Below are 25,776 nucleotides of genomic sequence, written 5' to 3' on the forward strand. Positions count from 1 at the left end.
GCCGAAGATCCCGGCGGATTCCAGCGAGCGCCGCCCCGGGGGGCGCGGGTCGGGGCCGACCGTCCGGGAAGCCGTCAGATGTAGGCGCCGCCGCGCGCGGCGGCTTCCGCCCGCGCCTCCGCCGCGCGGGTCTCCGCACGGTAGAGCGCGATCCGGCGCCGCCACAGGCCGAAGCACGCCGCGCCCCACAGCAGGCCGATCTCCGCGACGATCGCGACGCCGAGCACCACCGCCCAGTCGGTCCCGTTGCCCTGCTCCATCCCGACCGGCGACACCAGCATCATCCGGCCGTCGCCGCGGTCGGTGCCGTCGCTCGTCGTCCCGGCCATGGCCTGGCTGTTCGGCATGGGCACCGGCCCCGGCGCGTTCAGCGGCGGGAGCGGGACGCCCGGCCGTCCCTGGCCGGGCACGACGGGCAGGTCCGGCACATGCCCCTCCTTCACATGCCCGCCGTCGGCGGTCCAGCCGTAACCGGCGCCGCCGTCCGCCGCCGACCACTCACCGGCCGGGTAGCCGTCCTCCGCCGACGCGACGTCGCCCGTGGGCGTCCCGCCGTGATGCTCGTGCTTCCCGGCGCCGGGAACCCCGTCGTCCCACGGCACGCCTTCGTCGTACGACCAGGTGTGCTGGCCGGCCGCGTCACTTCCATCGGCCGCGCTGCTCGGCCCGTCGCCGTAGACGGTGACCGTGTGCTGGCTCGGCTCGGCGTGGTGGCTCGGCGACTTGTGTGCCGTGGCGCCCTGGTGCGCCGGCGCGCTGTGATGCGGCTGCTGAGCCCCGGCATCGGTGTCACCCATCTGGTGGGGCGCGGCGTGCTGTACCGGCGCCCCGTCCGAAGGCGGCAGTCCGTGCGCCAGCGGCCGACCGTGATGCGCCGGCTTCCCCTGCGCGGACGACTGACCGTACGCGGGTGGCTTCCCCTGCGCGGGCGGCTTCGCGTGGGCGAAGGGCTGGGCGTGCGCGGGCGGTTCGCCGTGCGGGCATGGCCGGCCGTGCGCCGGCGGACGGACATGCTCGGGCTGAGTCGGCCGCCCCTGGTGCAGGTGCTGGCCGGCGGTCGTCGCCGGGCTCTTGTGGCACGACGAGGCGGGGACGTCCTGCGGACGCCCCGCCTGGCATTGGGGTGCGGCCCCCTGCGGCACGACGGCGTTGCCGGTGGACGTGTCGTCCTGGCAGGACTTCCCGGTGCCGGGCGCGTCGGCGGTGCAGTGCGCGTCGCCCTCGTTGGGGCCGGGCTGGGGCTGGGCGGGCGGCGCGTCGGCCGCCGCGGACTCGCCGCCGTCGGCCGGAAGGTCGAGGACGGTGCGGGACGAGCGGGGCGCGGCGTTGTCGGCGTCGGCGATGGTGAGGATGGCGGGCCGGGTCCGCGCCGGCCGCGCCAGGGCGGAGGCTGGGATCGAGACGGTGGCGGTCCTCGTCACCCGCGCGCCGCCCACCTCGCCGAGGTCGCAGCGGAGTTCGTGGCCGGAGCTCAGCCGGGCGCAGCCGGGCGGGCGGTCCGCCCAGGTCAGCGGGGCGGCGGCGCGGAGGCGCAGGACGGTGCGGTGCGCGACGCCGCCCTCAGCGCGGACGCGGACGGTGTGGCCGAGCGCGTGGCCGGGCGCGCCGACGGCGGCCGCGGACGTCGAGGTCGCGATGATCAGCCGGACGGCGGACGGGTCGGCTTTCGCGGCCGCGCCGGTGAGCATCAGCGGCGGTACGGCGAGCGCCCCGCCCGCCATGATCGCGCCGAAGCGCGCCCTGCTGCGTGTCCTGCTGCCACCGGTTCGCACGGGATCCCCTCTCGCGGTTCCTTTTCGCTGGTGCTGCCAGGGGGGTGCTCTTCGTTGCAGTGTGTAGTCATTCGTTTCCAGAACGTCGCCACACGTAACCCGACGGGGCCCCTCTTTCGCGTAGTGAAATCAGATCTCCGTAGAATCGGGGGATCGCGAGGAGAGGAGGCGCGGGTGGCGGAGGCCGTGCGGTCGCTGGAGCGCGCGTTCGAGCTGCTGGAGCATCTGGCGGACGCGGGCGGCGAGATGGCGCTGTCGGAGCTGACCGAGGTGTCCGGCCTGCCGATGCCGACCATCTACCGGCTCATGCGGACGCTGGTGAACCACGGGTACGTGCGGCAGGAGCCGTCGAAGCGGTACGCGCTGGGCCCGCGCCTGATCCGGCTCGGCGAGGGCGCGAACCGGCTGCTCGGGACGTGGGCGCGTCCCGTCCTGGCGCGGCTGGTGGACGACGTGGGCGAGACCGCGAACATGGCCGTGCTGGAGGGCGACGAGGCCGTGTACGTGGCGCAGGTGCCGTCGAAGCACTCGATGCGGATGTTCACCGAGGTGGGGCGGCGCGTGCAGCCGCACTGCACCGGCGTCGGCAAGGCGCTGCTGTCGCAGCTGCCGGACGAGCGGGTCCGCGACATCCTCGGCCGGACGGGGATGGCGGCGCACACGCCGAACACGTTCACCGACCAGGACGCGCTGCTGGCCGAGCTGCGCCGGATCCGCGAGCAGGGCTTCGCGCTGGACGACGAGGAGCAGGAGATCGGGGTGCGGTGCGTCGCGGTGCCGTTGCGGGGGGCGCCCGCGCTGACGGCGCTGTCGGTGTCGGGGCCGTCCGGCCGGATGACCCTCGAGGCGGTCGCCGACGTCGCGCCGATCGTGCGGGACGCGGCGGACCGCTTCGCCAAGGAGCTCGGCGGCGCCTGACAGGTCCGCCTCGTTCCGGGTCGCTAGTCGATCGGCTCGCCGACGATGACGGTCGGGCGTCCGCTGCGCTCCCACATCACGAAGTCGCCGGCGGACCTGACGAGCACCGCCGCGAGCCACAGCGCGAGGCCGGTGTCGTCGGCGATGCCGGCGATCGGGATGACGTCGGGGATCGCGTCGATCGGCGAGATGATGTACACGAGGCCGAGCGCGAGCAGGCCGAGCGTCCCGAAGGACATGCCCTTGTACTGGCCGCGCAGCACCGACTTCAGCATCCGCGGCACCGCGCGGAACCGCTCCCAGAAGCCGGGCACGTCGGGCTGGAGGGTCTCGCTGTAGATCTGCCAGGCCTGCCCGGCGGCGGCCGTCCTGCGCTTCCTGTCCACAGGTGCTCCTCGGTCAGGGTTCATGAGGGCGCGCCCCCGCGGCGCCCACGTCCCTCTATGACGTGATCGATGCCGGTTTTGTTCCGCCCGGACGGCCATGAGGCCCGGATCACAACCGGCGCGCCGCCGCGGACACCGGAATGATCGTCAGGATGATCGGAGACGGGCCGCCGGCACGGTGCCGCACCTACCCGCGCGGGCCCGTTCGGGTCACCGGAAGTGAGTTCTTCGTCACTCTCGCGGGCGACGTGCGGTGATTCCGGCGCATTCTCCGGCGCCCGCTGCCAGCATGAGAGGTCCCGAGGCTTGAGAGTCCCGAGGGAGGAGCGCCGACTCCCCGAGGCACGACCGGCACCGCCCGTCGAGCACCGCAGGAGCTGAACCACCACATGAGCGGCGACCATACGAACAGACCCGTCCACGGGACCGTGGAAGGCGCCGCCTACGTGGCGCTGCCGCCCACCGCGGTCGACGCGACCGCGTCCGGGCCGACCCGGCTGCTGATCGCCTGGCCCGGTTTCGACCCGCCGCGCACCGCGGCCGCGCTCGCGGCGGCGATCCCGATGACGGGCGTGCCGGTGTGGCGCGTCTACCTCGACCTGCCCGGCCGGTCGCCGGGCGGGCTCGGCTCGGGCGCGATCCTGGAGACCGAGGCCATCGAGGCCTACGGCCGCGCGGTCGAGCAGGCCGCGGCCGGGCTGCCCGCCGCGGTCGCCGAGCTGCGCCGCGACCTGGCGCTGCCGGACGGGCCCGTCGCGCTCGCCGGGTTCAGCACGGGCGGCGCGGCGGCGCTGCTGGCCGTCGCGCGCGGCGAGGTGGCGGTGAGCGCGGCCGCCGCGATCGCGCCGGTCGTCGCCCCGGCGCGGGCGGCGCGGGCGGTGGAGCGGCGCGCGGGACGCGACCGGACGTGGAGCGAGCCGGCGCAGGAGCTCGCGGAGCGCCTCGACCTCGGCGCGCTCGCCGGCGACATCGCGGCGCGGGACGTGCCGCTGCTGCTGGTCGGCGGCGGCCGCGACCGGGTCGTCCCGGCCGGCGAGGTCACCGCGTTCCGCGACGTGCTGCAGCGGCGCGGCGCGGGTTCGGTGGAGCACGCCGCGTTCCGGATGGGGCACGCGCTCGCCGCCGAGCCCGGCACCGAGCCGCGGCCGCCGATCACCGACGCCGTCCGCGTCGACGGCCTGCTCACCGACTGGTTCCGGGAGCGGCTCGCGGACGTCCGGCCCGCGCAAGAGCATGGCGCGGGGCACGGCGCCGCGCCGGCCGCCGCGCACGGCCCCGACGCCGACACCGCGCCCTACCCGGCCCCGGCTCCGCTCGGCCGCTGACCGAGACCACGAGCGACCCGGCTCGCGGGCAGCGTGAAGCGCCCGCGAGGCGGGTTGCGCGTGGTGGAGCTCAGCCCCTGGAGAGGACCTCGTAGCGGACCGGGATGACGCCCGAGCCCGTGCCGCCGACCTTCTTCATCGCCGCCGTGGACAGGTCCAGGCAGCGGCCGCCCGCGTACGGACCCCGGTCGTTGATGCGGACGACGACCGAACGGCCGTTGTTCTTGTTGGTCACGCGGACCTTGGAGCCCATCGGCAGCGTCTTGTGCGCCGCGGTGAGGGCGTTCGGGTCGAAGGGCTCGCCGCTCGCGGTCATCTGCCCCTCGCCGTAGAAGGACGCCTCGCAGCTGCCGGACTGCAGGACCTTCGCCTTCTTCTTCGGCTTCTTCGGTGCGGCCTTGTGCTCGGCGACCGCCTCGGGCCGCGCCTTCTTCGGCTTGGCCTTCTTCTTGGTGTGCTTCGGGTCCGGGTCGCGGGGCCCGCCGCGGCTCGCCCGGGACGGCTCCGGCCTCGGCGGGTCCGCCGCCGGGGTGGCGGCGCCCGGAGCGGTCTGCGCCGCCTGGGCCGAGTCGGCCGGGGCCTTGGCGCCGTTGACGACGGCGAACGCGCCCACCACGAGGACGGCGGCGGCGACGCCGGCGACGATCAGCAGGGTGCGCGGTCTCGGCCGCGGAAGGCGGGCCCGAAGGCGCGCGTGAAGACGATGTCGTTCGTCAGGGTTGCCCACGAAGGATCCTTCGGTAGGGGACAGGACCCGGACGCCCGGCGTTTCTCAGCGCCGTTCTCGCGGCGCGCCGGGGCGACCTCCTCGTCCCCCGAGTCCCGCACCGCCCATGGGCTTCAGTGCCCGTCCGCGCGCTCTCTCAGCGCGCCGCCGCGTCAGCGCGGCTTCGGCGTCCGGCAGGTGCGGCTGCGTGACATCTTCACTTTTGATCTCGATAGCGCCGCACAAGTCCTTGACCGTACGTTGCGCCCGGAGTGAATCAAGCCCAGGCCCGGCCTTTGTGGGGTTTGTCACCTCTTTTTTTGCCCTGCGAAGCTGATCCACTTCGCTGGGTGAGCGCTTATCAAGATCCTATTTACCCGCCATGGAAGGTGTGATCTCGGACATATAACAAGCGTTCGTTCGGCACGAAAACGGGGCGTTCCGGGATGCACTTGACATCTCCGGAACGCCCCGTTCCGAGGTGATTTCGTGGGGCGGCGGTCAGCGCCCCACGGGCAGCTTCGGCAGGTAGACCGGCGGGCCCGACAGCTTGTCCGTCAGCCCGTCGGTCGGCAGCCCGCCGCCGGTCAGGCCGCCGGGCGCCCGCCCCGTGTCGGACGGGCGCTCGCGCGTCTTCAGCACGTTGACCACGCTCCCGACCTGCGAGTGCGCCGTCTTCACGGTGCCGTCGGCCTCCCCGGCGAGGCCCCGCGGCGCCGGCTTGCCGCGCCGCAGCCCGGCCCCGTCCGGGAACACCATCGAGATCGGCGCGGCGGAGCGCAGCGCCGCGGCGTCGCCCGGCCGCCCGAGGGCCACCGCGTCGCCGAGCGGGCCGCTCCCGGACGCACGTGACGCACCGGACGCGGCGGACCGGCCGGTCGGCAGCGCCGCCCCGCCCATCTTCCCGACCTTGCTGTGCACCACCCGCTTCGGGACGGAGGTGACGCGGCCGACGACCCGTCCCGGCACCGCGGCGGCCTGGCCGACCGGAGCGGGCAGCCCGGACGCGGCACCGGGCGCGGAGGCGGTACGGGCCGCCGAGGCGGGGGCGGCGGCCGCCGGCGGCGGCAGCGCGGGGCCGACCTGCCCGGCCGTCCCGTGGACGAGGTCGGCGACCGGGCCCTGCACGGCGTTCGCCGGCGCGGCGAACACCGCCGACACGGCGAATACCGCGGACGCGGCGGACAGGCCCGGCAGCTTTCTGGCGGATCGGTTCATGGCTGTTTCCCCCGAGATTCTCGGATCGACTCTGCGCGGTGTGCGTGCGCCCGTGGCGTGCGTTTTTCCGGCGCACCGTCGAGCGGGCACGTTAGTACAGCGGGGATGGCGCGCATGCCGAATAGGGGAATCGATCAGGGTCGGCCGGTAAAGATCTACGGAAATGCGACGCGGGGACGCCCGTGGACGTCCCCGCGTTTCACCGCGCCGGCACTCCGGCGCGCGGGCCGTTCAGGCCCCCGGCGTCATTCGGCGCCGAGCGCGATGGCCTCGTCGACCTCGGTCTTGCGGGCGGCCAGCTCCGCCGCGTACTTCTCCTCGTCGACCTTCTCGGCGATCTCCTCGTCCTGGCGCATCAGCGCTTCGAGGTCGGCCTTGGCATTGTCGAGGACGCCCATGTCGGCATAGGCGGCCTTCACCTTGTCGCCCCAGAGGCCGACGTCGCGGACGCACGGGACGATCCGGCTGAAGAGCAGCGATTGATAGAGCGTGTACATATCCGAGTTGTCGACATATTCCATGCACTTGTCGACCGGCATGTTCAGCTGCTCGAACACCTCGCGGCCCTTGAACCGGTCGCGCATCAGGTAGCAGCCCTCGACCACGAACTCCTCGCGCTCGGCCCGCTCCTTGTCGGTGAGCTGGGCGTAGTAGTCCTTGAGCGCGAGCCGGCCGAACGCGACGTGCCGCGCCTCGTCCTGCATGACGTACGCGAGCAGCTGCTTGACCAGCGGGTTCGTCGACATGTCCCGGTACAGCCCGAACGCGGCGAGCGCGAGGCCCTCGATGAGCACCTGCATGCCGAGGTAGGGCAGGTCCCAGCGGCTGTCCTCGAGCGACTCGGCGAGCAGCTTCGCCAGGTCCTGGTTGATCGGGTAGTACATCCCGATCTTCTCGTGCACGAACTTGGCGTACAGCTCGACGTGCCGCGCCTCGTCCATCGTCTGGGTGGCGGCGTAGAACTTCGAGTCCAGGTCCGGGACGGACTGGACGATGCGGGCCGACACGTTCAGCGCGCCCTGCTCGCCGTGCAGGAACTGGCTGAACAGCCAGGACCCCTGGTGGCGGCCGAACTCGTCACGCTCCTTCTGCGACATCTTGTCCCAGATGTCGGAGCCGACGAGGGGGTTGAAGTTGTCCGGCAGCCCGGCGACGTTGATCGGATCGACCTCGAGGTCCCAGTCGATGCGCTTCGCCGCGTCCCACTGCTTGTCCTTGCCCTTCTGGTACAGGTTCAGCAGCCGGTCGCGGCCTTCGTCGTACTCCCAGGTGAACCGGGCGTCGCCCGCCATCGGTACGTTCCACGTCTCCGTGGGCACGGGCGTGGAGTAGAGGTCGTAGGAACTCACTGGGGGGTCCTCCTCGGGGTGGCGCCGCACCGTCGCGACGCATGGTGTGCTCCGCCCACCGCTTTACATACCTTCGTAACATGTAAAGCGCGGGGAGGCCAGACCCCATGCGCGGGCAAGGCGGCCATGACAAAAGTCATGCCGGACCCACGACGACGCTCACTAACGCCCTGAGCTGCGCTTCGGCATACGATGCAGGCGCCATGACCACGAGGTTGTTCGACAGCGGAGATCTGGACGGCGCCGACCCGGGCCGGTCCCGGCGGCGGCGCGCGTTCTTCTCCTCGTTGGGGCTGGTCTACCTCGTGCCCGTCGCCGCCGAGATCGCCGACTACTCCGGTGCCCGGATGGCAATGGCCATCGCGGGGCTGATCGCCTTCGTCGGGCTGTTCCTGGCGACACCGCTCAGCATGCGGAGCTGGGTGGAGCCGGTCAGGCCCCGCACGTACGCCCTGCTCGCCGCGTTCGCGGTGCTCGCCGCCGCGCTGCCGTTCGCGTTCGGCCCGCAGTGGCTGGGCACCCCGATCTATCTGTCGATGGTCTTCGCCATGACGCTGCCGATGAACCGGGTGGTCTGGGGCATCGGCGGCACCGCGGTGCTCATCGTCGTGCAGTGCCCGCTGATCGGTGCCCCCGGCGCGCTGTGGCCGATCGCGCTCACCGCGCTGTCGCTCGGGCTGTTCATGGTCGGGTTCCGGCACGCGCGCACGCTCGTCCAGCAGCTGCGCGAGGCGCGCGGCGAGGTCGCCCGGCTCGCCGCCGCCGACGAGCGCCTGCGCATCGCCCGCGACCTGCACGACCTGCTCGGGCACAGCCTGTCGCTGATCGTGCTGAAGAGCGAGCTCGCGCGGCGGCTCGGCGAGCGGGACACCGAACGCGCCATGGCGGAGGTGAGCGACATCGAGTCGGTGGCGCGCCGGTCGCTCGCCGACGTCCGCGCCGCGATCTCCGGCTACCGGCGGCGCGACCTCGCCGAGGAGCTGGACGGCGCCCGCGCGGTGCTGGCGGCGGCCGAGGTCGAGGCGGTCGTGCGCCGGTCCGGGACGCCGCTGCCCGACCAGGTCGACGGGCTGTTCGGCTGGGCCGTCCGGGAGGGCGTCACCAACATCGTCCGGCACGCCCGCGCCCGCCGCGTCACGATCACCGTCGGCCGGACGGCCCGCGAGGCCGCCCTGGAGATCGTCGACGACGGCCGCGGCACGGCGGGCGAGGGGCACGTGCCCGGGCACGGGCTGGAGGGCCTCGCGGAGCGGGTCGCGGACGCCGGCGGGACCGTGGCGGCCGGCCCGCGCGGCGGCGGCTTCCGGCTGGCGGTGCGCGTCCCGCTCGGCGCGGGAAGGGCGGCGGTAGAGTCCGCCACGTGATCCGCGTGATGCTCGCCGAGGACCAGCGGATGGTCCGCGGCGCCCTGGCCGCGCTGCTCGGCCTGGAGGCCGACCTCGAGGTCGTCGGCGAGGCGTCCGGCGGCGACGAGGCCGTCGCGCTCGCCGCCCGGACCAGGCCGGACGTCGTGCTGCTGGACATCGAGATGCCGGGCCGGGACGGCCTCGCCGCCGCGCCGCGGATCCGCGCCGCGGCGCCCGACTGCAAGGTCATGATCCTGACGACGTTCGGCCGGCCCGGCTACCTGCGCCGCGCGATGGAGGCCGGCGCGTCGGCGTTCCTGGTGAAGGACGGCCCGGCGCAGGAGCTGGCCGCCGCGATCCGCCGGGTCGTCGCCGGCGAGCGCGTCATCGACCCGGCGCTCGCCGCCGCCGCGCTCAGCGCGGGCCCGAACCCGCTGTCGCCGCGCGAGCGCGACGTGCTGGCCGCGGGCGCGGACGGCTCCACGGTCGCCGACATCGCAGGCCGGCTGCACCTGTCGGAGGGGACCGTCCGCAACTACCTGTCGTCCGCGATCAACAAGGTCGGCGCCCGCAACCGCATCGAGGCCGTCCACACGGCCCGCGCCCAGGGCTGGCTGTAGCCCCGGCGGGGGCCGCCGGTCAGCGGGACTGGAGGGCGTCGAGGCCGACGGCCTGAGCGATCACGAGGCGGCGGTCCAGGCGCGGGTCCCTGATGTCGACGACGTAGCGGTCGCGCAGGCCGAACTTCTTCTCCACCGAGAAGACGACCTGGTCGCCCGCGTAGAAGTCGAAGTGGTACGGCCACGCGAACGGCAGGTTCTCCGCGTACGGGATGAAACCCCACACCCGGCGCAGCACCGCGACGAACTTGTTGCGCTCGCTGCCCGTCGTCACGCCGAGGCCGGGCTGCTCCAGATGCCACGTCGAGGCGATCAGCGACTTCTTGAAGTCCTTGCGGAACACCCCGATCGGCAGCCCGTTCGCGTCCGTGATGTCGTAGGCCGACGCCAGGTCGATGCGCTTGCGCGCCTTGAAGCCGAGAATCGGGCGGGTCTTGGAGTCGTCGGCGTACAGCGTCACCTGCTCCTTGAACGCCAGCCGCTTCTGCTGCGCGAACGCCAGCAGTTCGCCCTCCCCGCCGTCCGGGGTCTCGGCGTGCACCTCGTACTGGTTCACCATCAGGCGGACCCGCTGCCGGATCAGCAGCCGGTTCTGCGCCTGGAGCCGCTCTGCGTCCAGCGAACTCACCCTCGTCCCGTCGCGTTTTCGCGCGAGTCTGCCATAAACGGCGAGCTGAGGGCGATATCCGGGCGAAATACCAAAGGGTGGCGGCCGGGCGCGCGGGTCAGGCCTCCCGGATGTGCCCCGCGAGGTACCCGTGGATCAGCCGCTCCGCCTCGGCGACGATCAGCGGGTCGCCGTCCGGGTCGCGGCGGAAGGCCATCTTCAGCACCGCGTCGCCCGCCTCCACCGCGATGGCCAGCGCGGTCGCGAGGCCGGGGGTGTCCCGCACGCCGAACGTCTCCACGATCATCTCGCGGAGCCGGTCGGCGACCACCGCGTTGTTGTCGGCGTCGGAGTCGAGCAGGTTCACGTCGGCGACGTCGCCGAAGCGCAGCACCCGGAACCCCGGCACCGTGCGGTGCATCTCGACGAAGATCTCGATGATCACGCCGACGGTGTCGGACCAGTCGGCGAACTCCCCGGCCGCGAGCCGCGCCGAGATCCGCTGCCCGAACACCTCCAGGTTGCGCAGCGCGAGCGCCTGCGCGACGGCCCGCTTGTCCGGGAAGAACTGGTACACCGACCCGATCGCGACCTCCGCGCGCTGCGCGATCCGCGTGGTGGTGAGGCCGTCGTAGCCGTCCTCGTCGAGGATGTCCGCGCACGCGTCGAGCATCCGCTGGACGCGTTCGGCGCTGCGGCGCTGGGCGGGACGTCGGCGGAGCGGAGTCCGGATCTCGGTCACGCCACCATTGTCACCCGAACGGGCCATGCTCGGTCATGGCCCGGCCCGCGTTCCCCACCCCGCGGTCACGGGACCCTTCCGCCGCGACCATCCCGCCCCGTAAAGTCCGAAGACGATTCGCGTTCGACGGAAAGGGACGGATGGGACTTCCGGAGGGCTTCCGCTGGGGCGTCGCGACCGCCGCCTACCAGGTCGAGGGCGCCGTGGACGAGGACGGCCGCGGGCCGTCGACCTGGGACGTCTTCGCGCACACCCCGGGCCGGGTGCGCGACGGCCACACCGGCGACGTCGCCTGTGACCACTATCACCGGTGGCCGGAGGACGTCGGGCTGATGCGCGACCTCGGCGTGGGCTCCTACCGGTTCTCGATCGCGTGGCCGCGCGTCCAGCCGTCCGGCAGCGGCGCCGCCAACCCGCGCGGCTTCGACTTCTACGACCGGCTCGTCGACGCGCTGCTCGCCGCGGGCATCGACCCCGCCGTCACCCTCTACCACTGGGACCTGCCGCAGCCGCTGGAGGACGCGGGCGGCTGGATGAACCGCGACACCGCCTACCGGTTCGCCGAGTTCGCCTACCGCGCCGCCGACCGCCTCGCCGACCGCGTCGGCATGTGGATCACGCTGAACGAGCCGGTCGTCGTGACCGCCTACGGGTACGCGTTCGGCGTCTACGCGCCCGGCAGGACGCTGCTGCTGGACGCGCTGCCGACCGCCCACCACCAGCTCCTCGGCCACGGCCTCGCCGTCACCGCGCTGCGCAGCCGCGGCGCCCGCCGCGTCGGGCTGGCCAACCACTACTCGCCCGCCTGGCCCGCCGACCCGGAGTCCGCCGCGGACCGGGACGCCGCGCTCGCCTTCGACGCCTTCATGAACCGGACGTTCACCGACCCGGTGCTGACCGGCGCCTACCCCGACCTCGACGCGCTCGGCGGCGCCGGCCTCGCACCGTACGTCCACGACCTGGACATGTCCGTGATCGCCTCGCCGATCGACTTCCTCGGCGTGAACTACTACCAGCCGACCGGTCTCAAGGCGCCGCCGCCGGACGGCCCGCTCCCCTTCGAGATCGCCGACGTCACGGGCCACCCGGTGACGGGGATGGGGTGGCCGATCGTCCCCGACGCGTTCCTGTCCCTGCTGCGGACGCTGCGCGAGCGGTACTCGACCCGGCTGCCGCCGCTCTACATCACCGAGAACGGCTGCTCGTTCCCCGACGAGGTCGGCCCGGACGGCACCGTCGACGACACCGCCCGCATCGAGTTCCTCGACGCGCACATCGCGGCGATGCGGACCGCCGTCGAGGAGGGCGTCGACGTCCGCGGCTACTACGCCTGGTCCCTCCTCGACAACTTCGAATGGGCCGAGGGGTACCACCCGCGCTTCGGGCTCGTCCACGTCGACTACGAGACGCAGAAGCGGACGCCGAAGAAGTCCTTCGGCTGGTACCGCGACCTCATCGCCGCGTCGTCGAAGTGACGCGGAACGAGCCTTCGCACCGAGGCTCGGCCCTCAGCGACCCGTCCTAAGCGCGCGCGGGCCACAGGTCGAGGGCCTTGTAGGCGGGCACCCAGTCGTTCGTGTAGGCCGCGCGGACGGGCTCGGGAAGCGGCGCCAGCATCGCCGCCGCCGCGCTCTCGGACGCGCCGTCCAGCATCCACGGGATGACGCGCGGGCCGTCCGGCCCCACGTACTTCCCGCTGGCCTGCCCGAACTCGATCCACTGCGCCTCGGTCAGGGTCGCGTCGATCAGCGCGAGCGCCTCGTCCTCCTCGTGCTTGAGGTGCCCGCCCAGCGCCGCGGCCAGGGTGTCGGTGAGCTCGCCGAGCCGCGCGGGCCCCGACTCGGGGTCGGCGAGCGCCGCGTCGATCGCCTCGATCACCGGGTCCACCGCGGCGTGCTCGGCCTCCATCGCGTCCAGCAGCGCCAGGCCGTCCGGGCGCCCGGCGAGGGCCTCGCGCATCACCGGCCAGAGCGCCTCGTCCTCGGCGGTGTGGTGGGCATGCAGCGCCTTCTTGAACAGCTCCCACCCCACGGCGGTGGCCAGCAGCCGCCGGGGGTCGTCGTCCGCGCGGGCGGTGACCTCGGCGATGTGCCGCAGGTCGCGGCGCAGCGCGTCGTGGAAGGTGTACATCGACGTCATGTCCAGCTTGCTCATCACGGTCTCCTCGAGCCGATCGGGTCGTCCACAGCACTGACGGATCGCGCGGCGCCGACGTGACCGGCTCCGGCGGAGGAGTCCCGGAAAGGATCGGTAGGCTTTCCAGCCGTTATCTGGCCACCACCAGGCGGCCCCCGTTCCACCCGGTCTTGTACTCCGACATCCGCCGCACGGCCCCGAACCCCTGATCGGCGACCGCGCGCGCCAGCCGCCGGTTGGCGACCATCCCGGTGACGTTGAGGTCCTCGACCACCACGGTCTCGTACCGGGCGGCCAGGTGTGTGGTGGCCTTGTGCAGCGCATCGGCACGCAAGGCGGCGACGCGGGCGTGGTGGCGGGCTAGCCGCGCCGCGGCCTTGGCGCGGTTGCTCGATCCACGCTGCTTGCGGGAGTGGGCCTTGCCGAGCCGCGCGAGTTTGCGCAGCCCGGCCCGCAGTGCTTTCGGCCCGTCGATCTCGATCACGCCGCCGTGCTCGTCGACGGCGGTCAGCAGCGTCTTCACGCCGAGGTCGACCCCGACGACGCTGCCCGGCCGGGCGTGCCGCTCCGGAACCGCACGGTCGACTTGCACGGTGAAGGACACGTGCCGGCGGTGCGCGGTCCGCGACACCGTCGCCGACAGGATCCGCGCCGTCCCGTTCTCGATCCGGCGGGCGAGCTTGCGGGTGGACTCGTGCGTGGCGATCACCCCGAGGCGCGGCAGCGTCACCGTCCGGCCTCCGCGGCGCATCGCACCGGTGCAGAACCGAGTCCCGGGACCGTCCGCGCTTCTTGAACCGGGGAAACCCCAGACGCCGCCCCTTGCGGGACCGGACGAACTCGCGCAGCGCCCGGTCGCATGCGAGCGCAACGCCCACTCCTGCGCGGGGGCGGGGTCCAGCGCGAACCGGTACGCCTGCGTCACCATCACACCCCGCACCGTAACCAGGGTCACCGACAAAACCCGACCAACGGCAAGACCCGGGGGGACATAAACACCTACATACGAGTAGGTTCACTCACCTTCCACTCAACAGTCCTGCACCCCCTTGTCTTGGAGGTCCGCGCATGGCGGAGCCACGGCCGCTGCGTACGAACGACCCGCGCGAGACGGGCGGGTACCGGCTGATCGGACTGCTCGGCGAGGGCGCGCAGGGCACCGTCTACCTCGGCGAGTCCGACGGCGGCGAGCGCGTCGCGGTGAAGGTGCTGCGCGCGGCGGTCGACGGCGACGAGCGGGCCCGGACGCTGTTCGAGCGGGAACTGTCGGCGGCGCGGCGGGTCGCTCCGTTCTGCACCGCGCGGGTGCTCGCCGCCGGTGTCCCCTCGAACGGGGACGGCGACGCGCCCTACATCGTCAGCGAGTACATCGACGGGCCGTCGCTGCGCGAGCTGGTCGGCGGGCGCGGGCCGCTGCCGGAGCCCGAGCTGCGGCGGCTCGCCATCGGCACGGCGACGGCGCTCGCGGCGATCCACGAGGCGGGCGTGGTGCACCGCGACTTCAAGCCCGCGAACGTGCTGCTCGGCCCGGACGGCCCGAAGGTCATCGACTTCGGCATCGCCCGGCCGCTGGAGGCCACGTCCGCGACGATGACGGGCGCGGTCGGCACGCCCGCGTACATGGCGCCCGAGCAGGTGTCCGGCACGGCGGGCGGGCCGCCGCTGGACATGTTCGCGTGGGGCTGCACCATGGCCTACGCGGCGAACGGGGCGCCGCCGTTCGGCACCGACACCGTCCCGGCGATCATGCATCGGGTGCTGTACGCGCCGCCGGCCCTGGGCGCGCTCGGCGGCGAGGTCGGCGCGGTGGTCGCGGCGTGCCTGGAGAAGGACCCGGCGCGGCGCCCGACGGCGCTGCAGGTGCTGGTCCGGCTGCTCGGCGAGGACGGGCCCGAAGCGGAGCTGCTGGAGGAGGGCTCGTCGGCGGCGGCGACGCTGACGGCCGCGACGCTCCCGCCGCCGCCCGCCTTCGCGCCGCCCGGCGGCCCGCCGCCCGCACCGCCCGCGCCGCCTGCCGGGCCGCCGTTCCTCCCGCCGCCGGGCCAGACCGTCCCGTCCGGGCCGCCGGTGCCGGGGAAGGGCGGGAAGGCGCTGGTCATCGCGGGTGCGGTCGCGGCCGTGGCGCTGCTGATCGCGGGCGCGACCACCGGCGCGGTCCTGCTCGCGAACCGCGACGGCAAGGGCGGCGAGCCTTCGGCGAGCCGGACGACCGCCTCCGGCGGGGCCGTCGGCGGGAACTGCAGCTACCTGCCGTCGACCACCGGCGAGGTGAAGAACGTGGGGACGCCGCCGGCGACCGCGAAGCTTCCCGCGACCGTCCACAGCCGGCTGAGCACGAACCTCGGCGCCATCGACATGGACCTCGACGGCGCCAAGGCGCCCTGCACCGTGAACTCGCTGATGTACCTGGCGGGGAAGAAGTTCTACGACGGGACGTCCTGCCACCGGCTCACGACGTCGAAGGCCCTCAAGGTGCTGCAGTGCGGCGACCCGTCCGGGACCGGGACGGGCGGGCCCGGCTACGCCTTCGCGAACGAGAACGCCTCCGGCGCCACGTACAGGCGCGGGACCGTCGCCATGGCGAACGCGGGCGCGAACACGAACGGCAGCCAGTTCTTCATCGTGTACGGCGCCGCGGAGATCCCCGGCGACTACACGGTGTTCGGGCACGTGACGTCCGGGATGGACGTCGTCGACAAGGTGGCGCAGGCCGGCACGCAGGGCAGCGCCGTCATGGGATCCGACGACGGCCCGCCGAAGCTGAAGATCACCATCCAGCGCTTCACGACCTCGGCCTCGTAGGCCTGGCCGCGCAGTCAGGGGTGTCGGCTATAAAGGCTAATACGGCAACGTTTCGTACACCAACGTTTGGTGAGGCAACGACCGCTGCTCGTCTGGCTGCCAGCGGTGGCCGTGGCCGCGCACGTCGTCGGCGGCGTCCTGTTCGCCGTCATGGGCTGAGAGGGGAACGCATGGCGCTCCGACGGCCGTCCTTCCTGCCGTCCCTGGACGAACTGGAGCAGCAGGCCCAGGACCGCTCCGCACACGCGCCCCGGAAGGGCTCACAGTTCGACCACCCGACCGCGAAGTACCTGTTCATGGTCATGCTCGTGGTGACCGTCATCGCGCACGCCGTCGCGGGGATCGTCTTCCTGGTGATGGGTCACTGAGCCGCGAGGCCGGCCGTCCACTGCGCGCAGGTCATGATGTCGGCCTCGCGCGGGAAGAACCGCTCCACCAGGAAGCGGTGCATCTCCTCGTCGATGTCGTCGCACCCGTCCGACAGGACGATCTGCGCGTACTGCCGCTCCGTCGCGTCCCGCAGGGTGCTGATGACGACGCCACTGGTCGCGAGGCCGGTCAGCACGAGCGTCCCGGCGCCGCCGCGCTGCTGCTCACGGCCCGCCTCGGCCGCCCCCTCACCGTCACGCAGGGACGGGGCTCGCAGATCATGACGGCGCCGCGTCCGGGCGGGCTCATCGAGGTGGCCGGGCGGGTCCGGCGCGACGGGCCGTTCGTCGCGCACTCCACCCGCACCCTCATCGAGGCCCGCAGACCGCTGTGAGCGGGGCCCGGCCGGTCAGCGGCGGCCGCGGAACGTGCGGCGGAGGTCGGCGACCCACTCCTGCGGGATCTCCCACGGGACGAAGTGGCCGCCGCGGTCGTGCGCGGTGAGGTTGACGTGGTTGTACCAGCCGCCGCGGTCGCTCGCGGCGAAGTGCTCGACCCGCTGCCCGGTGGTGACGCCCGGCGGGTTCTCGTAGCCGACGAACGTGATGCCGGTGGGCGCCTCCACCACGGGCCACCGGTCGTGCGACGGCGTCCACGGGTACCGGTTGTTGTTGGCGTACGTCCGGATCGACGTGCCGATCGAGTTCCCCACCCAGTAGATCATCGCGTGGGTGAGCAGGTCGTCCCTGCTGAACACGGTCTCGATGTCGCCGCCGTCGTCGCTCCACCGCGTCCACCGGTGCAGGATCCAGGCGAGCATCCCGGCGGGCGAGTCCGACAGCCCGTACGCCAGCGTGGACGGCTCCAGCAGGTGCGCCGACAGGTGCACGGCGAACCGCCGCTCCATCTCGATGGCGCGGGCCCGGATCTCGGGCGGGCCGTCCGGAAGGGGATGGCCGCCGGTGATGTCCCACCCCCGGTCGCCGTTGAACAGGGTGAGCTTCAGGCCGGAGCCGATGTGGATGCCGTGCAGCTCGGCGGCGTACTTGTGCCCGAGCTGGCCCGTGACCAGCGCGCCGACGTCGCAGCCTCCCGCCGCGTACCGGTCGTAGCCGAGCGTCCGGGTCATCAGGACGTGCCAGAGGTCGGCGACCCTCCAGAAGTTCATGTCCGGGTGGTGCGGCAGCGGGCCGGAGAACCCGAATCCCGGGAACGACGGGACGATCACGTCGAACGCCTCGGCGGGAGATCCCATTCGCGCGTCACGGGACCGGCGACGTCCCAGCGTCTCGCCTTGCAGGAAGGTGAGGATCTCCCGGCCCGCCCGTCGATCCGGAGCGGGCGCGGCGCGGCGGTGAAGCCGTGGGCCGCGAGGTGGGCGAGCAGCGCGTGCACGGCGGGCGTCCACGGGCCCGTCGCGCGGCGGACCGTGTCACCGGCGCGGACGGCGCCGCCGATGTCGCCGCCGTCGAGCCTCACCTCGTCCACGGGGGGCCGCCGGTCAGGAGCGGTGGGGGTAGAGGTCGCGGAGCACGCCGAGTTCGGCCGAGTGGTGGGTGAACTCGTCCAGCACGTGCAGGGCCGTGTCGATCACCGGATAGCCGGCGTAGCCGAAGAAGGCGGGGCCGGACGGCTCCCACAGGCGTTCCTCGGGCATCGCGGCGAACGGCTCGCGCCAATGGACGCGGAAGGCCGTCTCGAGGAACCGCAGCCCGCCCGCGGCCGTCCCGGCGAACTCGACGTCGTCGAGCGTGATGTTGCGGCCCTCGAAGAGCCGGATGCCGTAGTCGGTGAAGGTGAGGCCGATATGGCCGATGCGCCAGGCGAGGGTCGCGACCGGCACCGGGTCCGGGGCGGGACCGCCGCCGCCCTCGCCGTCGATCAGCCAGCGGCCCGCCGCGTCCGGGCGGAGCGTCCAGCCGTCCGGGGCGGGCTCCCACAGGTACTCGTCGTCGGTGAGGCCGCCGAGCCGCTCGCCGGTCCGCCGCCACACCTCGTCGAACGCCCGGCCGATGGAATCACGGACACTGTTCACCGGATGTCCTCTCAGAGCGCCGGGCCCTCAAGGATAGTGAGGGCGGGCGCGGCCGGCCCGCCCTCACCGCGCGGCCGGTCAGCAGTCGTTGACGGGCGGCTTGCCGGCGAACCGGTCGTCCAGGAAGTTCACCGAGTCGTTCTGCCGCACGACCATCTCCAGGGCGTGCTCGCCGACGGCGTCGCGGACGACGTGGACGGTGGCGCCCCGCGAGCACCACGCCTTCACCATCGCGTCGTCCTGCCCGACGGGGACGATCTCGTCGGTGTTCGCGTGGAAGTCGAACACCGGGACGGCGGGCGCCGCGGACCCGAGGGTGTTGGCCTTCAGGACGGCCCGGACGCGCGGCACGGCCAGCGGGTCGGGGACGGTGCTGTAGTCGGCGAGCTTCTTGAACGCGAACGAGGTGAGCAGGTCCGTCAGGCATTTGCCGGTGGCGTCCTGCATCGCCTGCTTGCCCTGGTCGTTCATCAGCGAGCCGATGTCCATCTCCGGGTACTCGGTGCCGAGGCTGACTGCGGCGGCGGCCTCGAAGCCGGAGAAGAACCCGCCGTCCAGCGACCGGGCGACGGCCTCCGGATCCGCGGGGATGCCGCCCATCGACGCCCCGGCGAGCTTCACTTCGGGCGCGTAGGACGGCTGGAGCTCGGCGGCCCAGCCGGTGGCCTGCGCCCCGCCGGAGTAGCCGGCGAGCGCCCACTTCGCCGACGCGGGGAGGCCCGCTTCGGCGAAGTGCTGCACGGCGCGGATGCCGTCGAGGACGGCGTGCCCGGCCTGCGGGCCCCCCATGAACACCGACTTCGGGCCCTCGAAGTCGGGCATGACGACGGCCCAGCCCTTGCTCAGCATCGGCCCGGCGTACAGCGCGGCGGACGAGGCGAACAGGTCACCGGAGGCGAGGCCGTAGGACGGTGCGCACTGCGTGCCGGTGGAGTCCTCGGCCGCCTGGACCGAAACCACCGGTCGCGCGCCGGACCCGGTCCAGGCCGCCTTCGGCACAAGGACCGAGGTGACGGCGAGCTCCGGCGTCCCGTGCGAGTCGTTGGTGCGGTAGGAGACCTGCCAGGCGGTCGCCGTGTCGGCCACGTTCCCGGCCTTGGGCGTGAAGGCGCGGGACGCGACGATCGCGCCCGGCGCGTAGCTTCCGATGTTCGCCGGCGCCTTGTAGAACGGGTCCTGGTCGGGCGGGACGGAGCCGGGCACGGTGTCGGCCGCCGCGGGTGCGGCCAGCGCCGCCACGGCGAGCGCACCGGCCGCGGCGAGCGTCGCCGCGGCACGGAATGGGGAGCGTTTCATCGCGGCCTCCGGGGGTGGGGACGAAACGGGCGAAAACGGGGGCGTTCCAACTGAGGCCCACCCACTGTAAGAGCCCGCTTGCGCCGTGTTTATGGCCCCGGCTGAGCAACTCCCCGCACCCTTTGTGGGCTCGACCACGATGACAGGATGCTAGCATCCTTGCCAGTTAGCAAGCGTCCGCGCGGAGAGGAGCACGATGAGCAGCGCTGATCTGCGAAAAGCGGTCAAGGGGCGGGTGCTGGAGCCCGGCGACGACGGTTTCGACACGGCGCGCAGAGCCTGGAACCCGGCGGTCGACCAGCCCGTCGCGGCCGTGGTCGAGGCCGCGGACGCCGAGGACGTCGCCGCACTCGTCCGCTACGCGCGCCGGTCGGGACGGACGGTGACCGCCCAGGCATCCGGCCACGACGCCTCGGGCGACGTGGACGGCGTGATCCTCCTGCGCACCAACCACCTCGACGGCCTCCAGGTACGGGACGGGGTGGCCCGGGTCGGAGCCGGAGTGAACTGGGGCCGCGTCCTGTCAGCGGCCGGCCCGGAGGGCCTGACCGGCCTGGCCGGCAGCTCCCCGGTCGTCAACGTCACCGGGTACACGCTGGGCGGCGGGCTGTCCTGGTTCGGCCGCCGGTACGGCTGGGCCGCCGACAGCGTCCGCGCCTTCGACGTCGTCGACGCCGCGGGCGACCGGGCGCGGGTGACCGCCGAGTCCGACCCGGAGCTGTTCTGGGGCCTGAGGGGCGGCGGCGGCGACTTCGCGCTGGTCACGGCACTGGAATTCGACCTGCATCCCGCGCCCTCGCTGTACGGCGGACGCGTTGTCTGGCCGCAGGCACGCGCGGGCGAGGTGTTCGAGGCGTTCCGGCAAATCACCGACGGCGCGCCGCCCGAGCTGACCGTCTGGTTCAGCCGGTTCGCGTTCCCCGGGCCCCCGCCGATGGTGGCGCTCGACCTGACCTACCTCGGCGATCCATCGGACGGCGCCGAGCTGGTGCGCTCCATTGACGAGATCGGCGGCGCGATCAGCGACGACCGCGGCCCCGTGCCGGTGGCCGACCTCGGCGCGATCGCCGGCGAACCGACCGCTCCCACCGCCTCCCTGCCCCGCGCCGAACTCCTGACCGGCCTGGACGACTGCCTGGCCACCGAGCCGATCGACCCGCTGATCTCCGTCCAGCTCCGGCACCTGTCCGGCGCGCTCGCCGAACCGTCCACAGGCGCGAGCGGCGCCCTACAGGAGCCGTACCTTGGTGGGGTGGGGGCTGGACGGTTTGGTCGGGGACGTGGGGCTGGTCGCCGGGGAGCTGGTGGCCAATACCGTGCGGGCGGCGCCTTACCGGGAGATCCGGGTGCGATTCGACCGGGAGGCGCGCGGGGTCGTGCTGGCCGTGTGGGACCCGGCGGCGGGGATGCCGGTGGCGCGGCCGGTCGTCGAACTGGAGCCGGACGACGTCACGCCCGACCCGCTGGCCCTGGACGACGGGCATGACGCCGGGGTCGGCGGGTGGGGGCTGCCGATCGTGCAGAGCCTCGCGTCGGAGTGCGGGGTGGAGACGACGCCGCCTGCGGGGAAATGGGTGTGGGCTCGGTTCTTCTATGCGGAGAAGGCGGCGGCTATGCCGTAGTGGTCGGACAGGTAGGCGGAGCGGCCGTCGGGGAGGCGGACCTCGTCCTTGAGGACCAGGGCCGCGGTCGCCTTCAGCGGCGGGGCGGCGAGGATCTGGTCGATGGGTTCCAGGCTGAGCCGCGGCGTCGGACGGAAGGTCGTCGCGGGGTCGCCGTCCAGGACGTCCGCAAGGCCCGTGGCGGCGCGGAAGTCGCGCAAGAGCGGCGACGCGCGCGGCACGTTGAAGTCGCCGGCGACGATCAGGGGATCGGTCAAGCCTGGATGGGCGAGGAATTCCGCCAGCTGCGCCAGTTCGTTCGCCTCTATTCGGGTGTAGGGGTTCGCGAGGTCCCAGTTGTTGTCCATGTTCGCGGTCAGGTGCGTGTTGGCGATGGTGACGTGCTCGTCCCCGAACCGCACGCGGGCCAGGAGCACCCCTTTGCGCAGGAGCCCTTCGAGGCGGGGACGGCCGGTGAACCGGTAGGTGCGGAAATGGCGGCGGACGATCGGCCGCCGGGAAAGGGTCACCAGGCCGCCGCGAACGAGCGGTACGGATGGGCCGTGCGCGATGTGCGGGTACGACGGGGTCGCGCGCCGGAGCGCCGCGAGATTGAGCGGGGACACCACTTCCTGGAGGCAGACCACGTCGTACGGCGAGTCCTCGAGTATCGCGGCGAGCGCTTCGATCCGGGCGCGGGAATCACCCCGGAAGAGGACGTTGAACGTCAGCAGGCCGATGTTCATCGGCGATCGGCGAGGTACTGGGCGGCGAGGCGCTTCGGGGCCTGCGCGAGCCACGCTTCGACGAGGAGTTCTTCGAGGTCGGCGGGCTGGATCGCGTCCAGGCGGGCGAGGATCATCGGATAGCCGTCGAAGTGCGGGGTGGTGAAGTAGACGGCCGGGTCGTCGGCGAGAAGGGCCTCCTTGACGCCGAGGTCGGGGACGCGGGCGCCGAGGACCGGGCCGTCTGGCGCGGCGTCGCCGAGGGCCTCGACATCGGCTTTGCGGAGGGGCCGGTCCAGGGCGAAGAGCTTGCCTTTCACGGTCCATTTCGGGCCGAGACCTTTCCGGGTCTCCTCGGTCTCGGGCAATGCGAGGGCGATGCGCCGCACGTCGTCCCATGTGGCCATGGACGCCACGATAGGCGGTCAGCCGGCCGGAACGCGGCGGTATTCGCTCGGGGTGACGCCGAGTTCGCGGGCGAAGTGGCTGCGCAGGTTCGGGGCGGTGCCGAGGCCGCCCTTCTCGGCGACGAGGTCGATGGACAGGTCGGTCTCCTCGAGGAGCTCGCGGGCGCGGATGACGCGCTGGGCGAGGAGCCATTGCAGCGGGGTCGTCCCCGTTTCGGCGTGGAAGCGGCGGATGAGGGTGAGGCCGGCGCGGGCCGCGAGGTCGGTGGTGGTGAGGGGGCGGTCGAGCCGCGCCAGCGCCCACTGCAGGAGAGGGCCGAGGCCGTCGGCGCGGCCGGACGGCGGCAGCGGGGTCTCGGCGTACTGGGAGCTTCCTCGCCGGGATGGCGCTGTTCGGGGCGGCGTCGGTGGCGTGCGCGGTGGCGCCGTCACTGCCGGCGCTGGTCGCGGCGCGGGCCGTCCAGGCGGCGGCACCCGAACCCGGTGATCGGCCCATTCCGGCACCGGGCGTTCGCGGACCGGCTGTCGCTCGGGTCGGCGGTGAACCAGCGCCGGTGGTGGCCTTCCGGCAGGGCTGGCTGTTCATGGTCGCGGCGGCGCTGCTCTCCACGCTCGTTTCCCGCCATTTCCGGGCGGAACACAATAATCAGTGGAAATGTCATGAACAGCTCGGGGTGGCTATCCGGAAAGCGAAGCCGACTATCCGGTTAGCGTTGCGCGCGAAGTCCGCCCGGTGCATAGTTGGGTTCCGCACCTTCTCGCGCTTCTCGCCCCACAGAAGACAGAAGGTTCGCCCACCCCCGTTTATGACCCTCGAATTTCCGGAGAAGCGCGACAAACGTGACCTGGGACCCGCCATCGCCCGCTCGCGACCGCGCCGGAAGGCCCTTCGATGCCCAGCGACCCCGCACGCTCCCCGTTCGGCGACCGGCACGTCTGCTCGGCGCCCGGATGCCGCCGCCCGTCCTGCTTCCAGGTCCGCCTGGAGACCGTCGGCGCGGCGCCCGGGCCCGACGCCGCGTCCCGCGCCGGCGACTCCTGCGGCACCCACCTCGCCGACGTCGTCCAGGCCCTCGCCCAGCGGTGCCGCGGCGACTCCGGCGAGACGGCGCAGATCGTCGTGTACGCGACACCGGAAGGCCGGCACGCCGACGGGAACCGGCCGCCCGGGCCTTTCGACCGGCTCACCCTCGGGGTCATCCCGATATGAACGCCGGCGGCCATTGCCCGCACCCGACGCCCTTCCGATACTGGGCGGAGTCGGACATATGCGGACGAGGCCGGACGAAGGTGAATCTCGATGGGATTCCAGCTTGGCTTGTTCTCCCCCAACACCGAATCAGGACTGGCGATAACCACGGTTCCGGAAAGGTGGCGAGCGACGTGGGACAACAATCTCCGCCTCGCCCGCCTCGCCGACGAGACCGGAATCGACTTCCTGCTCCCCGTCGCCCGCTGGACCGACTGGGGCCCCGCCACCGACTTCCATCAGAGCGTCCTCGACCCGCTGGTCTGGGCGTCCGGCATGCTCTCCGCCACGACGCGGCTGCGCGTCTTCACCACCGTCCACACCGCGTTCCACCACCCGATCGTCGCCGCCAAGCAGCTCGCGACCGCCGACCACCTCGGCCGGGGGCGCGCGGGGCTGAACATCGTCGCCGGCTGGCACGCCCCCGAGTACGAGATGTTCGGCCTCACCCTCCCCGACGAGCACGACACCCGGTACGCCTACGCGCAGGAATGGTGGGACGTCGTCCGGCGCATCTGGTCGAGCACCGAGCCGTTCGACCACGACGGGCGCTACTTCCACCTGCGGCGGGTCGTCGGCTCGCCGAAGCCGTACAACGGGCGGAGCCTGCCGGTGATCAACGCCGGGTCGTCCCGGCAGGGTCGGTCGTTCGCCGCCCGCAACGCCGACCGCGCGTTCACGGTCGTCGCGGGCCCGGAGGACGGCGCGGAGGTCGTCGCCGCCGTCCGCAAGGAGGCCGCGTCGCACGGCCGGAACGTCGGCGTCTTCACCCTCGGGCACGTCGTGTGCCGCCCCACCCGCGACGAAGCGGAGGACCATTTGCACTACTACGCCGATGAGCATGCCGACTGGCCCGCGGTGGACGAGGTGATGCGGCTGCAGGGCCTGCACGCCCAGTCGTTCACCCCGGAGATGCTGCGGATCTACCGGGACCGGTTCGCCGCCGGGCACGGCAGCTGCCCGCTGGTCGGCGACCCCGACGACGTCGCCGACGGGATCGCCGGGTTCGCCCGCGCGGGCTTCGACGGGATCGCGCTGTCCTTCCTCGACTACGCCGAGGAGCTGGGCTTCTTCGCCGCCGAGGTGATGCCGCGGCTGCGCGCCCGCGGCGTCCTGCCGCTCGCCGCCGCACCGGGCGGCTCCCCGTGACCGCCGCCGGACCTCCGCCGCCCCCGCCCGAGCAGCCGCTGTCGCAGTACCAGCGGGTCGCGAGCGGCGACATCGACGTCCTGCACCGGACCGTCGAGCCGTACGCCATCGGCCACGACCTCCAGACCCGCGACCCCGCGAGCAAGCTGGACGGCCTGGTCAACGCGCTCGGCGTCGGCGCGGTCAAGCTCGTCTGGGTCCGCTACGGCGGCGCCGGCGTCATCGTCGACACCCCGCCGACCGGGGGCGCGTTCGCGCTGGCCGCGCCGATCGCGCCGATGGGCGTGGAGTACCGCCGGTCGGGCGGCCGCACCACCGCGGGCGGCGGCCTCGTCGTCTCGCACGACGAGGCGATGCGGCTGACCCCGGACCCCCGGCACGGCTGCCTGGTGATCACGACGAGCACCGGCCGGCTCGCCGACCACCTCGACGGCTACCTCGGCCGCGAGTACGACCCGCCGCTGCGCTTCCACAGCGTGGACGGCCCGGCGCTCGCCCCCGCGTCCATGGTCGAGCGGACGTGGCGGCACGTCTGCGCCGTCCTTGACGACACCGCGGCGCGGGGCCTGCATCCGCTCGCGGCGCGCAGCCTGGAGGAGTCGCTGCTCACCGCGATCCTGCTCGGCCTGCCGCACACCGCGACGCCGGAGCTGGCGGAGCCGCCGCGGCGCGTCCCGCACCATCTCGCCGGGTTCATTCGGGAATGGGTGGAGGCGCACCATGACCGGCCGATCGGCGCGTCCGACATCGCCGCGGCGGCCGGGATCGGCGTCCGGCAGCTCCAGGCGATCTGCCGCGCCCAGTGGGGGCTCACCCCGACGCGGCTGCTGCGCGGCGTGCGCCTCGACCACGCCCGCGCCGCGCTCCGGTCGGCCGCGCCCGGCCGCCGGACGGTCTCGGACGTCGCCACGGCCGCCGGCTACCTGCACATGAGCCGGTTCGCGGAGCACTACCGGCAGCGCTTCGGCGAGACCCCGACCGAAACCCTGCACCGCCCGTACCGGCCTGCGTGACCGCA

29 protein-coding genes and 1 pseudogene are annotated in these 25,776 nt (G+C 73.2%); 12 read left to right on the forward strand and 18 right to left on the reverse strand.

Features of this window, described 5'->3' with window-relative positions:
- Positions 1-74: 74 nt before the first annotated feature.
- On the reverse strand, positions 75-1,772 hold the full coding sequence (locus F8568_RS02520; RefSeq protein WP_151590941.1) for a hypothetical protein: 1,698 nt from the start codon (positions 1,770-1,772) through the stop codon (positions 75-77).
- Between the two features lie 174 nt (positions 1,773-1,946).
- On the opposite strand from F8568_RS02520, the gene F8568_RS02525 reads away from it, so the two are divergent.
- Positions 1,947-2,690 (forward strand): IclR family transcriptional regulator, encoded by a 744-nt coding sequence (locus tag F8568_RS02525; RefSeq protein ID WP_328600691.1) that lies wholly within the window; start codon positions 1,947-1,949, stop codon positions 2,688-2,690.
- Between the two features lie 23 nt (positions 2,691-2,713).
- Here the strand turns inward: F8568_RS02525 and F8568_RS50135 are convergent, their stop codons facing one another.
- Entirely contained in the window at positions 2,714-3,076 is a 363-nt protein-coding gene (locus tag F8568_RS50135) for a YkvA family protein (RefSeq protein ID WP_151590943.1), read from the reverse strand.
- A 389-nt stretch (positions 3,077-3,465) separates the two neighbouring features.
- Between F8568_RS50135 and F8568_RS02535 the strand changes: the two genes are divergently transcribed.
- Positions 3,466-4,401 (forward strand): prolyl oligopeptidase family serine peptidase, encoded by a 936-nt coding sequence (locus F8568_RS02535; protein WP_151590945.1) that lies wholly within the window; start codon positions 3,466-3,468, stop codon positions 4,399-4,401.
- Positions 4,402-4,471: 70 nt separating this feature from the next.
- Here the strand turns inward: F8568_RS02535 and F8568_RS50140 are convergent, their stop codons facing one another.
- From F8568_RS50140 to F8568_RS02550, 3 genes are all read right to left on the reverse strand, one after another.
- The gene (locus F8568_RS50140; RefSeq protein WP_328600692.1) at positions 4,472-5,128 is read right to left on the reverse strand and encodes a septal ring lytic transglycosylase RlpA family protein; all 657 of its coding nucleotides are present in this window, start codon (positions 5,126-5,128) and stop codon (positions 4,472-4,474) included.
- A gap of 480 nt (positions 5,129-5,608) precedes the next feature.
- Positions 5,609-6,325 carry a hypothetical protein gene (locus tag F8568_RS02545; protein ID WP_160573482.1) on the reverse strand — a complete coding sequence of 239 codons (717 nt, stop codon included), beginning with the start codon at positions 6,323-6,325 and terminating at the stop codon, positions 5,609-5,611.
- A 245-nt stretch (positions 6,326-6,570) separates the two neighbouring features.
- A complete protein-coding gene (locus tag F8568_RS02550) occupies positions 6,571-7,674 on the reverse strand; it encodes a ferritin-like domain-containing protein (protein ID WP_151590947.1) in 1,104 nt (367 codons plus the stop codon).
- 203 nt (positions 7,675-7,877) lie between these two features.
- Here F8568_RS02550 and F8568_RS02555 point away from each other — a divergent pair, with 203 nt between their 5' ends.
- Positions 7,878-9,038, forward strand: a complete 1,161-nt coding sequence (locus F8568_RS02555) for a sensor histidine kinase (protein WP_160573483.1) — start codon at positions 7,878-7,880, stop codon at positions 9,036-9,038.
- Positions 9,035-9,640 carry a response regulator transcription factor gene (locus F8568_RS02560; protein WP_328600693.1) on the forward strand — a complete coding sequence of 202 codons (606 nt, stop codon included), beginning with the start codon at positions 9,035-9,037 and terminating at the stop codon, positions 9,638-9,640. The genes F8568_RS02555 and F8568_RS02560 overlap by 4 nt, the downstream gene beginning before the upstream one ends.
- A 19-nt stretch (positions 9,641-9,659) precedes the next feature.
- Here F8568_RS02560 and F8568_RS02565 read toward each other — a convergent pair whose 3' ends face one another.
- Together F8568_RS02565 and F8568_RS02570 are read right to left on the reverse strand one after the other, a co-directional pair.
- Positions 9,660-10,268 carry an LURP-one-related/scramblase family protein gene (locus tag F8568_RS02565; protein ID WP_328600694.1) on the reverse strand — a complete coding sequence of 203 codons (609 nt, stop codon included), beginning with the start codon at positions 10,266-10,268 and terminating at the stop codon, positions 9,660-9,662.
- 97 nt (positions 10,269-10,365) lie between these two features.
- Complete coding sequence (locus tag F8568_RS02570; protein WP_151590951.1) at positions 10,366-10,989, reverse strand: TetR family transcriptional regulator; 624 nt, start codon at positions 10,987-10,989, stop codon at positions 10,366-10,368.
- A 140-nt stretch (positions 10,990-11,129) separates the two neighbouring features.
- Between F8568_RS02570 and F8568_RS02575 the strand changes: the two genes are divergently transcribed.
- Entirely contained in the window at positions 11,130-12,464 is a 1,335-nt protein-coding gene (locus tag F8568_RS02575; protein ID WP_151590953.1) for a GH1 family beta-glucosidase, read from the forward strand.
- 46 nt (positions 12,465-12,510) lie between these two features.
- On the opposite strand, the gene F8568_RS02580 is transcribed toward F8568_RS02575, so the two are convergent.
- Together F8568_RS02580 and F8568_RS02585 are read right to left on the reverse strand one after the other, a co-directional pair.
- Complete coding sequence (locus tag F8568_RS02580) at positions 12,511-13,143, reverse strand: hemerythrin domain-containing protein (protein WP_151590956.1); 633 nt, start codon at positions 13,141-13,143, stop codon at positions 12,511-12,513.
- A gap of 112 nt (positions 13,144-13,255) precedes the next feature.
- Positions 13,256-13,855, reverse strand: a complete 600-nt coding sequence (locus F8568_RS02585; protein ID WP_160573484.1) for an RNA-guided endonuclease InsQ/TnpB family protein — start codon at positions 13,853-13,855, stop codon at positions 13,256-13,258.
- Between the two features lie 338 nt (positions 13,856-14,193).
- Between F8568_RS02585 and F8568_RS02590 the strand changes: the two genes are divergently transcribed.
- Both F8568_RS02590 and F8568_RS02595 read left to right on the forward strand, forming a co-directional pair.
- Entirely contained in the window at positions 14,194-15,927 is a 1,734-nt protein-coding gene (locus F8568_RS02590; protein ID WP_151590960.1) for a protein kinase domain-containing protein, read from the forward strand.
- Between the two features lie 170 nt (positions 15,928-16,097).
- A complete protein-coding gene (locus F8568_RS02595) occupies positions 16,098-16,295 on the forward strand; it encodes a hypothetical protein (protein ID WP_151590962.1) in 198 nt (65 codons plus the stop codon).
- Here the strand turns inward: F8568_RS02595 and F8568_RS50145 are convergent.
- The 5 genes from F8568_RS50145 to F8568_RS02620 form a co-directional block, all read right to left on the reverse strand.
- Complete coding sequence (locus tag F8568_RS50145) at positions 16,289-16,651, reverse strand: isochorismatase family protein (RefSeq protein ID WP_151590964.1); 363 nt, start codon at positions 16,649-16,651, stop codon at positions 16,289-16,291. The genes F8568_RS02595 and F8568_RS50145 overlap by 7 nt on opposite strands.
- A gap of 54 nt (positions 16,652-16,705) precedes the next feature.
- Positions 16,706-17,551, reverse strand: coding sequence for an alpha/beta fold hydrolase (locus tag F8568_RS02605; RefSeq protein WP_202124412.1), 846 nt, complete (start codon positions 17,549-17,551; stop codon positions 16,706-16,708).
- Positions 17,521-17,784, reverse strand: a complete 264-nt coding sequence (locus F8568_RS02610; protein ID WP_151590966.1) for a hypothetical protein — start codon at positions 17,782-17,784, stop codon at positions 17,521-17,523. Before F8568_RS02610 ends, F8568_RS02605 begins: the two co-directional genes overlap by 31 nt.
- A 13-nt stretch (positions 17,785-17,797) precedes the next feature.
- Positions 17,798-18,331: a DinB family protein gene (locus F8568_RS02615; protein WP_160573485.1), complete on the reverse strand. Its 534-nt coding sequence runs from the start codon at positions 18,329-18,331 to the stop codon at positions 17,798-17,800.
- 78 nt (positions 18,332-18,409) lie between these two features.
- A complete protein-coding gene (locus tag F8568_RS02620) occupies positions 18,410-19,627 on the reverse strand; it encodes a lipase family protein (protein WP_151590970.1) in 1,218 nt (405 codons plus the stop codon).
- Between the two features lie 196 nt (positions 19,628-19,823).
- On the opposite strand from F8568_RS02620, the pseudogene F8568_RS50895 reads away from it, so the two are divergent.
- Both F8568_RS50895 and F8568_RS50900 read left to right on the forward strand, forming a co-directional pair.
- Positions 19,824-20,261 (forward strand): annotated as a pseudogene (locus tag F8568_RS50895) (FAD-binding protein); the annotation flags it as partial.
- A 682-nt stretch (positions 20,262-20,943) separates the two neighbouring features.
- On the forward strand, positions 20,944-21,249 hold the full coding sequence (locus F8568_RS50900; RefSeq protein ID WP_407924448.1) for an ATP-binding protein: 306 nt from the start codon (positions 20,944-20,946) through the stop codon (positions 21,247-21,249).
- Here F8568_RS50900 and F8568_RS02630 read toward each other — a convergent pair.
- From F8568_RS02630 to F8568_RS46540, 4 genes are read right to left on the reverse strand one after another with little or no spacing between them, the layout of a single operon-like run.
- Positions 21,219-21,974, reverse strand: coding sequence for an endonuclease/exonuclease/phosphatase family protein (locus tag F8568_RS02630; RefSeq protein WP_151590974.1), 756 nt, complete (start codon positions 21,972-21,974; stop codon positions 21,219-21,221). The genes F8568_RS50900 and F8568_RS02630 overlap by 31 nt on opposite strands.
- A complete protein-coding gene (locus tag F8568_RS02635) occupies positions 21,971-22,360 on the reverse strand; it encodes an MmcQ/YjbR family DNA-binding protein (protein WP_151590976.1) in 390 nt (129 codons plus the stop codon). Before F8568_RS02635 ends, F8568_RS02630 begins: the two co-directional genes overlap by 4 nt.
- An 18-nt stretch (positions 22,361-22,378) precedes the next feature.
- Positions 22,379-22,792: a helix-turn-helix domain-containing protein gene (locus F8568_RS49335; RefSeq protein WP_328600695.1), complete on the reverse strand. Its 414-nt coding sequence runs from the start codon at positions 22,790-22,792 to the stop codon at positions 22,379-22,381.
- The gene (locus tag F8568_RS46540; RefSeq protein ID WP_202124414.1) at positions 22,789-22,986 is read right to left on the reverse strand and encodes a hypothetical protein; all 198 of its coding nucleotides are present in this window, start codon (positions 22,984-22,986) and stop codon (positions 22,789-22,791) included. The genes F8568_RS49335 and F8568_RS46540 overlap by 4 nt, the downstream gene beginning before the upstream one ends.
- Positions 22,987-23,252: 266 nt before the next feature.
- Between F8568_RS46540 and F8568_RS02645 the strand changes: the two genes are divergently transcribed.
- From F8568_RS02645 to F8568_RS50150, 3 genes are all read left to right on the forward strand, one after another.
- Positions 23,253-23,570 (forward strand): hypothetical protein, encoded by a 318-nt coding sequence (locus F8568_RS02645; protein WP_151590980.1) that lies wholly within the window; start codon positions 23,253-23,255, stop codon positions 23,568-23,570.
- 90 nt (positions 23,571-23,660) lie between these two features.
- The gene (locus tag F8568_RS02650; protein ID WP_151590982.1) at positions 23,661-24,758 is read left to right on the forward strand and encodes an LLM class flavin-dependent oxidoreductase; all 1,098 of its coding nucleotides are present in this window, start codon (positions 23,661-23,663) and stop codon (positions 24,756-24,758) included.
- Positions 24,755-25,771 (forward strand): AraC family transcriptional regulator, encoded by a 1,017-nt coding sequence (locus F8568_RS50150; RefSeq protein ID WP_151590984.1) that lies wholly within the window; start codon positions 24,755-24,757, stop codon positions 25,769-25,771. Before F8568_RS02650 ends, F8568_RS50150 begins: the two co-directional genes overlap by 4 nt.
- Positions 25,772-25,776: the final 5 nt, after the last annotated feature.

Source organism: Actinomadura physcomitrii, assembly GCF_008923205.2.
GTDB lineage: Bacteria > Actinomycetota > Actinomycetes > Streptosporangiales > Streptosporangiaceae > Spirillospora > Spirillospora physcomitrii.